Raw genomic sequence first — 9,827 nt, 5'->3', positions numbered from 1 at the left:
AGACTTGAACTCTCACACCTTGCGGCGCCAGAACCTAAATCTGGTGCGTCTACCAATTCCGCCACTTCCGCAACTTATTCTGTAGTTATCAAGGTAATTGGTAAAGACCTAAATAACGTTGTTCATGGTGGCTACGACGGGATTCGAACCTGTGACCCCATCATTATGAGTGATGTGCTCTAACCAGCTGAGCTACGTAGCCATCTTTTGGAGCGAGACAATATAAACCTTCACGCTCTCAGTGACAACCCCTTTTATAAAGGAATCGCACTTGAATAATGGCAGGTCTACCTGGATTCGAACCAGGGAATGGCGGCATCAAAAGCCGCTGCCTTACCGCTTGGCGATAGACCTGCAGGCAATAGTCACAATGACTATTTAAAATATGGTGCGGAAGGAGAGACTTGAACTCTCACACCTTGCGGCGCCAGAACCTAAATCTGGTGCGTCTACCAATTCCGCCACTTCCGCAACTTATTCTGTAGTTATCAAGGTAATTGGTAAAGACCTAAATAACGTTGTTCATGGTGGCTACGACGGGATTCGAACCTGTGACCCCATCATTATGAGTGATGTGCTCTAACCAGCTGAGCTACGTAGCCAAAACCATATTTTTTGTTCTCAACGCTTTGTTGCCTTGTCGTTGGGAACGGCGCGCATTATGCGAAGTTGAGTGAGATCCGTCAACAGTTTTTTTTAATAAATTTCGGAAAAAACCTCGTTCGCTTCCTTTTTAAACAAAGAGGCGTGTTTATGATCTAAAACTGGAAATAAATTAGCTTGCAGTTGCGTAATTTATTTTTGTTCATTTACTTAAGGTATTAAAAAAGCCAGCTTAACAGCTGGCTTTTAGTGTAAATGAAGTGTTTAGAATTCATTCATTTAATTAAACATTGAAGCGGAAGTGTACAACATCACCATCTTTTACGATGTAGTCTTTACCTTCTAGACGCCATTTACCTGCGTCTTTTGCGCCATTTTCACCATTGAATTGGATGAAATCGTCGTAACCGACTACTTCTGCACGAATAAAGCCTTTCTCGAAGTCAGTGTGGATCTTACCTGCCGCCTGAGGCGCAGTTGCACCAACAGGGATTGTCCAAGCACGTACTTCTTTAACACCTGCTGTGAAGTAGGTGTGTAGAGTCAGTAGTTCGTAACCAGAGCGAATTACACGGTTCAGACCCGGCTCTTCGATCCCCATATCTGCTAGGAATTCTTCGCGATCTTCATCTTCTAGTTCAGATAGTTCAGATTCGATAGCTGCACATACAGGTACAACGACATTGTTTTCTTTTTCTGCGAACTCACGAACCGCATCTAGATATGGATTATTTTCGAAGCCATCTTCGTTTACGTTTGCAATGTACATAGTTGGCTTCAGTGTTAGGAAGTTTAGATAGCCGATTGCTGCTAACTCTTCTTTAGATAGCTCAACTGTGCGTGCCATGCCGCCTTCAGTTAGTACTGGTAACAGTTTTTCTAGTACGGTTAGTTCAAATTTTGCGTCTTTATCGCCGCCTTTTGCTTTCTTCGCGTTACGTTGAATCGCTCGCTCACAAGAATCTAGGTCAGCCATTGCAAGTTCAAGGTTGATCACTTCGATATCTTCAATAGGTGAAACTTTACCTGAAACATGAACAATGTTTTCGTTTTCAAAACAACGTACAACGTGGCCAATCGCGTCTGTTTCACGGATGTTAGCTAGGAATTTGTTACCTAAACCTTCACCACGTGATGCACCAGCAACAAGACCAGCGATGTCCACGAACTCCATCGTCGTTGGAAGAACTCTCTGTGGGTTAACGATCTTAGCTAGTGCGTCTAGACGTAGATCTGGCACAGGAACCACACCAGTGTTTGGTTCAATGGTACAGAACGGGAAGTTTGCTGCTTCGATACCCGCTTTAGTTAGTGCGTTGAACAGAGTTGATTTACCTACGTTAGGTAGACCAACGATGCCACATTTAAAACCCATGATAGTAACCTTATTCAGCTTTGAACGTGTGGAGGCGATTTTGTGCTTTAGATAGGCCATCCTTAATCAGGATATCTAGACAACGAACAGCCTCATCAGCTGCTGCATCTAAAAGCTCTTGCTCTTTAGCTGGCGCTTTACCTAATACAAAACCCGCCACTTTATCTTTGTGTCCCGGATGACCAATGCCAATACGAAGACGATAAAAATCTTTGTTATTGCCCAGTTTGCTAATGGTGTCACGCAGACCGTTGTGTCCACCGTGACCCCCACCTTTTTTAAACTTAGCGACACCTGGCGGTAAGTCTAGCTCGTCATGAGCAACCATGATCTCTTCAGGTTTAATTTGATAAAATTTCGCAAGCGCAGCGATCGATTTACCTGATAGATTCATGAAGGTGGTTGGGATAAGCAAACGGAGATCCTGGCCATTGACCATAATGCGTCCTGTTAGACCAAAAAACTTTGGTTCGTTCTTCAGTGTAACGTTGTGAACGCGTGCTAATTCTTCTACAACCCAAGCGCCCGCATTGTGACGAGTTCTGGCGTATTCTGGTCCCGGATTAGCAAGACCAACAAGAAGTTTGATTGGTTGAGTCAAGGTTAGGATCTCTCTGGAATCTCAAAAAGCGCAGTATGATAGCACAGAATTCTCGCAGTGGGCGACCAAGGGATTTTCTGCCTATCGATACAAATAAAAAAACACCCCAAAGAGGGGTGCTTTTGAAATCAGTTTAACTGAAATGTTCGTATTAGTTGAACATTGCAGAGATTGACTCTTCGTTGCTGATACGACGAATCGCTTCAGCTAGCATGCGAGATAGGCTTAGTGTTGTCACTTTACCTGTTGCAGCCATCTCTTTAGACAGAGAGATAGAGTCAGTCACGATAACTTGGTCAAGAACTGAGTTCTTGATGTTATCCGCAGCGTTGCCTGAGAATACTGCGTGAGTAGCGTAAGCGAATACACGCTTAGCACCGCGCTCTTTTAGTGCTTCAGCTGCTTTACATAGTGTGCCACCTGTGTCGATCATGTCATCAACGATCACACAGTCACGACCTTCAACATCACCGATTAGGTTCATTACTTCAGAAACGTTTGCACGTGGACGACGCTTATCTACGATTGCGATGTCGATGTCGCCTAGTGCTTTTGCTGTTGCACGAGCACGAACAACGCCACCTAGGTCAGGAGATACCACTACAGGGTTATCTAGACCGCGAGCCTGCATATCTTCAAGTAGCACTGGCGTGCCGAAGATGTTGTCTACAGGTACATCGAAGAAGCCTTGAATTTGCTCTGCGTGTAGGTCGATAGTTAGAACGCGGTCAACACCAACGTTAGATAGGAAATCAGCAACAACTTTTGCAGTAATTGGCACACGCGCAGAACGTACACGACGGTCTTGGCGAGCGTAGCCGAAGTAAGGGATAACTGCAGTGATACGGCCTGCTGAAGCACGGCGCATTGCATCAATCATAACAACCAATTCCATTAGGTTGTCGTTAGTCGGTGCACAAGTGGATTGAATGATGAAAACATCGCTACCACGAACATTCTCATTGATTTGAACTGCAACTTCGCCATCAGAAAAGCGAGAAACAGATGCATCACCAAGAGAGATGTAAAGACGATCAGCAATACGTTGGGCTAGTTCAGGTGTTGCGTTACCAGCAAATAGCTTCATATCAGGCACGGTGGAAACCTCGGGTTTGCGTCCAGTTTAAATAGGTCGGTGTGAGGCTGATTGGTATTCAGCCAAAGTCTCTTTTAATGGCGAAATATTGCGCCCTTGAGCGACAAATGCCGAGACTTTATCAGAGAGTTGTGCAAGGATAGTTTCTGCTTCAGATTTGCTCGAAAATTCAGCAAAAACGCAAGATCCTGTCCCCGTCAATCTTGACGGCGCGTATTGTAGCAGCCAAGAAAGTTGCTTATCAACCTCTGGGTAGAGCATTCGTACAATTTTTTCGCAATCGTTTACGCTTGGCGTATTTAAAAGTGTTTCTAGATCTCGTTTTGGGGTGTTTCGCGTTAGATCTGGATGACAAAAAACGTCGACGGTTGCGATAGATACATTCGGTCTGACGACTAAATACCACTTTTCTTCGGGATAAGCAGGAGAGAGTTTTTCACCAACACCTTCAGCAAAAGCTGCAAATCCGCGCACAAATACGGGCACGTCTGCGCCCAACTTTAAACCAATTTCAGCCAGTTCATCGTCAGTTAGATTCAGTTGCCACAAGTAGTTCAGTGCCACTAGTGCTGTAGCTGCATTCGATGAGCCCCCACCAATGCCCCCACCCATAGGCAGCACTTTCTGTAGCTCAATATGCGCGCCAAAAGGGCAGTTTGAGTAAGCTTGAAGCGCGGTTGCTGCTTTCCATATTAGGTTGTCTTTTAGCGGAACGCCTTCGATTTCAGGGGAAATGGTGATCTCGCCAGCCTCGTTGGCTTTTATGGTCAGTTCATCGCCGTGATCGACGAATTGGAATAAGGTTTGTAACTCGTGGTAGCCATTTTCTGTGCGACCGTTGATGTATAGAAAGAGATTCAATTTCGCTGGTGATGGCCAGCGGGTTGAAAGTTCGATCATTGGGTGATGTTCCATTTTGTGATCACTAGATTTATTTTGACATCAGCTGTGGTGAGTTTCAGCTTATTTGGCAGAGGGAGAGACTGTTCATGCCATTGAACGTCGCCATATCTTTGATATGCAATACTCCAATCATTTAAACCAATTTGTTTGTTTAACGCTTGCAGTGTATTGGTTGGAGACAGTTGGAATTTGTCGGCATCGGTCGGTAGACCTAATAGCCAGTCAGGCATGTGATCGACGGGCATCATCAACCCTGTAAGACGGTAAATCAGCTGGTTAGCACTGCGAGAAGAAAGGACCTGATCGTCGTAAGTTTCTACTGTGGCGCCTTGTGGGGTGATGGTGAGCTTTAATGCCGTTTGTCCGAGAATCGTTGTTAAACGCAACTGGCTTAGTGCTGAAGAATGTTTCCAGTAGAAGTTTAAATTTTGTCTTTGGTCTGGGCCAATATAACCAAGTTTCCCCGTTGCTTGAAAATCTTGGATGGTTTCGAGTCGCTGCTCATGAGCTTGCCATTCAACGCTGGTAACACTTTCAGGAACGGACGAACAACCAGCGAGCAGTAAGCTCGACAAGAAAAAAAGAATAAAGGAGCGTAACGTCATGTTTGATGGCTTATTAATCAGTTTCATCGGGAATCGCTCACAACTATAGCATTGAAAAGTCGCACTTAGGAAAACAAATCCGGCTTACCCTTTCAATAAATGCGTGCTTACAGTAAAATTCTGGACCTATTTTATAACCTATCCCAGAGATACCACGTTAGATGTCCTTGCTTGCTATTGGAATTAATCACAATACAGCGTCTGTCGACTTGCGAGAGAAGGTGGCGTTTGGTCCGGATAAACTCGGCCCTGCACTCGAGCAACTTAGAGAGCACGAAGCGGTTAACGGCAGTGTGATTGTTTCAACCTGTAACCGAACTGAGTTGTACTGCGATGTTAAGCAAGGAGCGCGAAACAAGTTGATCGATTGGCTTGCTCAATTTCATCAAGTGAGCCGCGAAGATTTAATGCCGAGTTTGTATGTTCATGAAGAACAAGCTGCAATAAAGCATTTGATGCGCGTATCGTGCGGTCTTGACTCTCTGGTGTTGGGTGAGCCTCAAATTTTGGGGCAGGTAAAGCAAGCATTTTCTGACTCGCGAGATCATCAAGCTGTCGATGCCTCGATTGATAAACTGTTTCAAAAGACGTTCTCAGTCGCCAAACGGGTAAGAACAGAGACAGATATTGGTGGTAATGCCGTGTCCGTGGCTTATGCGGCATGTACACTGGCAAAACATATTTTTGAGTCGTTATCAGATTCAACCGTGCTTTTAGTTGGTGCGGGCGAGACGATTGAATTGGTCGCGAAGCATTTAGCGTCCAACGGTTGCACAAAAATGATTGTCGCGAACCGCACTAAAGAGCGCGCGCAAGGCTTAGCGGACCAATTTGGCGCAGAAGTGATCAGTTTGAACGAAATTCCTGAACATTTGGCGAAAGCGGACATTGTGATTAGCTCAACGGCGAGCCCATTGCCTATTATTGGCAAAGGTATGGTCGAAACAGCTCTAAAGCAGCGCCGACATCAACCTATCTTGTTAGTCGATATTGCGGTGCCGCGAGATGTAGAGTCGGAAGTCGGTGAACTGAACGACGCATATCTGTATTCTGTTGATGACTTGCAATCTATCATCGACAGCAACATTGAGCAGCGTAAAGTCGAAGCGATTCAAGCTGAAGCGATTGTTAGTGAAGAAAGCGCTGCATTTATGACATGGTTGCGTTCACTGCAAGCCGTCGATAGTATTCGCGACTATCGCAAATCAGCCAACGAAATTCGTGAAGAGTTACTGAGCAAAAGTTTGCAATCTTTAGCGGCAGGCGCAGATCCGGAGAAAGTGCTGCGCGAGCTGAGTAATAAACTCACCAACAAACTGATTCACGCTCCAACTCGCGCATTGCAAAGTGCAGCAGAGCAAGGCGAACCAGCAAAATTAACGATTATCCGCCAAACACTTGGCTTGGATGATCTATAACTCACGCTTTTTATTAAGAAAACGACACTATGAAAGCCTCTATTCTGACTAAGCTAGAAACGCTAGTAGAACGTTACGAAGAAGTTCAACATCTTCTTGGTGATCCTGATGTAATTGGAAATCAGGACAAATTCCGTGCTCTATCAAGAGAGTACTCTCAGCTAGAAGAAGTAACCAAGTGCTTCCAAGCTTATCAACAAGCACAAGAAGATCTTGTCGCCGCTGAAGAGATGGCAAACGAAGACGACGAAGAAATGCGTGAAATGGCGCAAGAAGAAATCAAAGAAGCGAAAGCGACGATTGAGCGTCTTACTGATGAGTTACAGATTCTTCTTCTGCCAAAAGATCCGAACGATGATCGTAACTGTTTCCTAGAAATTCGTGCAGGTGCGGGTGGCGACGAAGCGGGTATCTTCGCGGGTGATCTATTCCGTATGTACAGCAAGTACGCAGAAAAGCGTGGCTGGCGCATCGAAGTCATGTCTTCAAACGAGGCAGAGCACGGTGGTTACAAAGAGATGATCGCGAAAGTAAGCGGCGACGGTGCATACGGCGTGTTGAAATTTGAGTCAGGCGGTCACCGTGTACAGCGTGTTCCTGCAACTGAATCTCAAGGCCGTGTGCATACTTCTGCTTGTACAGTAGCAGTAATGGCGGAAATCCCTGAAGCGGATCTGCCTGAAATCAAAGCAGCAGACCTGAAAATCGATACGTTCCGTGCATCTGGCGCGGGTGGTCAGCACGTTAACACCACGGATTCTGCAATTCGTATTACCCACTTACCAACGGGTACGGTAGTAGAGTGTCAGGATGAGCGTTCACAGCACAAGAACAAAGCGAAAGCAATGGCGGTTCTTGCTGCTCGTATCGTTCAAGCGGAAGAAGAGCGTCGTGCCGCAGAAGTATCTGATACACGTCGTAACCTACTAGGTTCTGGTGACCGTAGTGACCGTATCCGTACTTACAACTACCCACAAGGTCGTGTTTCTGATCACCGTATCAACCTAACCATCTACCGTTTGAACGAAGTGATGGAAGGTGATCTACAAAGCCTGATCGATCCAGTAGTTCAAGAGCACCAAGCAGACCAACTAGCGGCGCTAGCTGAGAACGGCTAATCGATGAGCCAAGTTCAATCTATTGAGCAAGCACTGAAAAGTGCGACGGCAATTCTGACAGAAGGCGGCAAAGAGTCGCCTTCTCTCGATGCAGCTGTCCTTCTTTGCCATGTCCTTGGCAAACCAAGAACCTACCTACTGACCTGGCCAGAAAGAGCATTAGAAACCGAGCAACAAGCTCAGTTTGATGCACTATTAGCACGACGCATCGCTGGTGAGCCGGTGGCTTACATCATTGGTGAACGTGAGTTTTGGTCGTTACCTCTTAAAGTCTCGCCATCCACATTGATCCCAAGACCAGATACTGAACGTTTGGTTGAAGTCGCATTAGATAAGACTTTCGGACAAACGGGACCGATCTTAGACCTTGGCACAGGAACTGGCGCGATAGCTTTAGCATTGGCGTCTGAGATGCCAAATCGCCAAGTGATGGGCATCGATCTTAAGCAAGAGGCGAAAGAGCTGGCTGAGCACAATGCGTCGCAATTAAACATCAAAAATGTGACGTTTGATCAAGGTAGTTGGTTCGAACCTATTGCCAGCGGAACAAAGTTTGCTTTAATTGTCTCCAACCCACCGTACATCGACGAAAAAGACCCACACCTCTCTCAAGGAGATGTGCGTTTTGAACCAAAATCGGCGTTGGTTGCCGATGAGAATGGTCTCGCGGATATTCGTCATATCTCTGATCTTGCGCGTCAATATTTGCAAGAGGGTGGGTGGCTTGCTTTCGAACATGGTTATGATCAAGGTGAGGCGGTGCGTGAGATAATGCGTGGCTTTGGTTACCAACAGGTCGCTACGGAAAAAGATTATGGCGGTAACGATCGAGTAACGCTTGGTTGTCTGGCCAGTTAATCATGGAAGTCAGCAAACACTAACTAAAAAGAGAAGAAAAATGTACGTAGCTCTAAAACACATACACTTAGTGACGATCGCTCTCAGTGCGACGCTACTATCGATCCGATTCGTGTTAATGATGATGAACTCACCGAAGCGAAATAATCGCTTTTTGAAAGTGTTTCCCCACATCGTTGATACTGCATTGCTAGTGTCAGGTATCGCGCTTATTTTCATTACTGGTTTCATCCCGTTTACCGATGCCGCACCGTGGTTAACAAACAAAATCACCTGCGTACTGGCGTACATTGCGCTTGGATTCTTCTCATTGAAACTTGCGAAAAACAACCTACTGAAGATATTTGGCTTTTTCGGCGCATTAGGTTGGTTGGTCATGGCTGCAAACATTGCTGTGTCTAAGAGCCCTACGTTATTTGGATAGACGTCATGTTAGAGTTTTTTGACGAAGATTTTGACAATATACCGTTGGTGGAAGGTGCGCTTGAGCTAAACAAAGCGATTAACCCAGAAACCAAAGTACATTGGGCGAAACAAGAGTTAGAGCGTCTTTACAAAGATGCAGAAGCCACGCTTGTTCATGAAACCGATGAAGAGCAACGATTTGATGCATTCCTACGACTGTTTTTCCACGAGTGGGGGTTTAAAGGCGACGAGCAGGAATACTTTATTTCGGACAACAGCTTCATCGATAAAGTGTTGGAGCGCAGAAAAGGTATTCCTGTGAGCTTAGGTTCGATTTTGTTATACCTAGGCAAAAAGCTGGGGTTCCCGTTGAAGGGAGTTACTTTCCCTACTCAGTTCCTGTTAAAAGTCGACTGGATGCATAAGAAGCCAGACTACATCAACCCATTTAATGGTGAGTATGTAGGTGAAAGGATTCTTCAAGCTTGGCTTATTGGCCAAGAAGGACCGCTAGCTCAGCTAAAGCCTGAACATTTTGAGGAAGCTGACAACCCAACAATTATTGGTCGCTGGTTGGCGTTGATTAAAAGTGCGATGTTGCGTGAAGAGCATTATACGCTGGCATTACGTTGTACAAATCTTGCTCTAACATTTGTGCCAGATGACCCATACGAAATTCGTGACCGTGGTTTTATTTTCCAACAGCTAGAGTGCCCTCAAGTAGCGGTATCAGATTTTCAGTACTTTATTGACCAATGCCCTGACGATCCGGCTTCCGAGCTACTAAAATCACAAGTTAATGTGATGAGTGAAACGCACGTCACACTTCACTAATTTTATCGATG

The 9,827-nt window shown here is 45.5% G+C and carries 10 protein-coding genes and 4 tRNA genes; 5 read left to right on the top strand and 9 right to left on the bottom strand.

The features are described from left to right. Nucleotides 1-125: 125 nt before the first annotated feature. From R7Q38_RS20420 to lolB, 9 genes are all read right to left on the bottom strand, one after another. Nucleotides 126-202 (bottom strand) — tRNA-Met (locus tag R7Q38_RS20420). 77 nt (nt 203-279) lie between these two features. Then, nucleotides 280-354: transfer RNA gene (locus R7Q38_RS20415), tRNA-Gln, on the bottom strand. Between the two features lie 32 nt (nt 355-386). Continuing rightward, a tRNA-Leu gene (locus R7Q38_RS20410) sits at nt 387-471 on the bottom strand. A 54-nt stretch (nt 472-525) separates the two neighbouring features. Continuing rightward, nucleotides 526-602 (bottom strand) — tRNA-Met (locus tag R7Q38_RS20405). Between the two features lie 284 nt (nt 603-886). After that, a complete protein-coding gene (ychF, locus tag R7Q38_RS20400) occupies nt 887-1,978 on the bottom strand; it encodes a redox-regulated ATPase YchF (protein ID WP_005393178.1) in 1,092 nt (363 codons plus the stop codon). 10 nt (nt 1,979-1,988) lie between these two features. Then, nucleotides 1,989-2,579, bottom strand: coding sequence for an aminoacyl-tRNA hydrolase (pth, locus tag R7Q38_RS20395; protein ID WP_042524127.1), 591 nt, complete (start codon nt 2,577-2,579; stop codon nt 1,989-1,991). Nucleotides 2,580-2,730: 151 nt separating this feature from the next. Next, on the bottom strand, nt 2,731-3,675 hold the full coding sequence (locus R7Q38_RS20390) for a ribose-phosphate pyrophosphokinase (protein ID WP_005393176.1): 945 nt from the start codon (nt 3,673-3,675) through the stop codon (nt 2,731-2,733). Between the two features lie 27 nt (nt 3,676-3,702). Further along, a complete protein-coding gene (gene ispE / locus R7Q38_RS20385; protein ID WP_318114336.1) occupies nt 3,703-4,575 on the bottom strand; it encodes a 4-(cytidine 5'-diphospho)-2-C-methyl-D-erythritol kinase in 873 nt (290 codons plus the stop codon). Continuing rightward, nucleotides 4,572-5,210, bottom strand: coding sequence for a lipoprotein insertase outer membrane protein LolB (gene lolB, locus R7Q38_RS20380; protein ID WP_017634843.1), 639 nt, complete (start codon nt 5,208-5,210; stop codon nt 4,572-4,574). Before lolB ends, ispE begins: the two co-directional genes overlap by 4 nt. Before the next feature lie 134 nt (nt 5,211-5,344). On the opposite strand from lolB, the gene hemA reads away from it, so the two are divergent. Genes hemA through R7Q38_RS20355 form a run of 5 tightly spaced genes read left to right on the top strand, consistent with a single transcriptional unit; the run spans nt 5,345 to nt 9,816 of the window. Further along, the gene (gene hemA, locus R7Q38_RS20375; protein ID WP_005384104.1) at nt 5,345-6,601 is read left to right on the top strand and encodes a glutamyl-tRNA reductase; all 1,257 of its coding nucleotides are present in this window, start codon (nt 5,345-5,347) and stop codon (nt 6,599-6,601) included. A gap of 29 nt (nt 6,602-6,630) precedes the next feature. After that, nucleotides 6,631-7,719 carry a peptide chain release factor 1 gene (prfA, locus tag R7Q38_RS20370; RefSeq protein WP_318114335.1) on the top strand — a complete coding sequence of 363 codons (1,089 nt, stop codon included), beginning with the start codon at nt 6,631-6,633 and terminating at the stop codon, nt 7,717-7,719. A gap of 3 nt (nt 7,720-7,722) precedes the next feature. Continuing rightward, nucleotides 7,723-8,577, top strand: coding sequence for a peptide chain release factor N(5)-glutamine methyltransferase (prmC, locus tag R7Q38_RS20365; protein WP_213868999.1), 855 nt, complete (start codon nt 7,723-7,725; stop codon nt 8,575-8,577). A 40-nt stretch (nt 8,578-8,617) separates the two neighbouring features. After that, nucleotides 8,618-9,001, top strand: a complete 384-nt coding sequence (locus R7Q38_RS20360; protein WP_005382225.1) for a SirB2 family protein — start codon at nt 8,618-8,620, stop codon at nt 8,999-9,001. Between the two features lie 5 nt (nt 9,002-9,006). Beyond that, entirely contained in the window at nt 9,007-9,816 is an 810-nt protein-coding gene (locus R7Q38_RS20355) for a SirB1 family protein (protein WP_005384098.1), read from the top strand. Nucleotides 9,817-9,827: the final 11 nt, after the last annotated feature.

It is taken from the genome of Vibrio sp. Vb0598 (assembly GCF_033338935.1).
GTDB classification, from domain to species: Bacteria; Pseudomonadota; Gammaproteobacteria; order Enterobacterales; family Vibrionaceae; genus Vibrio; species Vibrio alginolyticus.
Note: the sequence above shows the minus strand (reverse complement) of the source record. Positions and strands in the feature narration are given on the sequence as shown.

Coding starts and splice junctions, on each gene's coding strand:
- R7Q38_RS20355 (WP_005384098.1), top strand. CDS start 9,007: ATGTTAGAGTTTTTTGACGAAGATTTTGACAATATACCGTTGGTGGAA.
- prmC (WP_213868999.1), top strand. CDS start 7,723: ATGAGCCAAGTTCAATCTATTGAGCAAGCACTGAAAAGTGCGACGGCA.
- ychF (WP_005393178.1), bottom strand. CDS start 1,978: ATGGGTTTTAAATGTGGCATCGTTGGTCTACCTAACGTAGGTAAATCA.
- lolB (WP_017634843.1), bottom strand. CDS start 5,210: ATGAAACTGATTAATAAGCCATCAAACATGACGTTACGCTCCTTTATT.
- prfA (WP_318114335.1), top strand. CDS start 6,631: ATGAAAGCCTCTATTCTGACTAAGCTAGAAACGCTAGTAGAACGTTAC.
- ispE (WP_318114336.1), bottom strand. CDS start 4,575: ATGATCGAACTTTCAACCCGCTGGCCATCACCAGCGAAATTGAATCTC.
- hemA (WP_005384104.1), top strand. CDS start 5,345: ATGTCCTTGCTTGCTATTGGAATTAATCACAATACAGCGTCTGTCGAC.
- R7Q38_RS20360 (WP_005382225.1), top strand. CDS start 8,618: ATGTACGTAGCTCTAAAACACATACACTTAGTGACGATCGCTCTCAGT.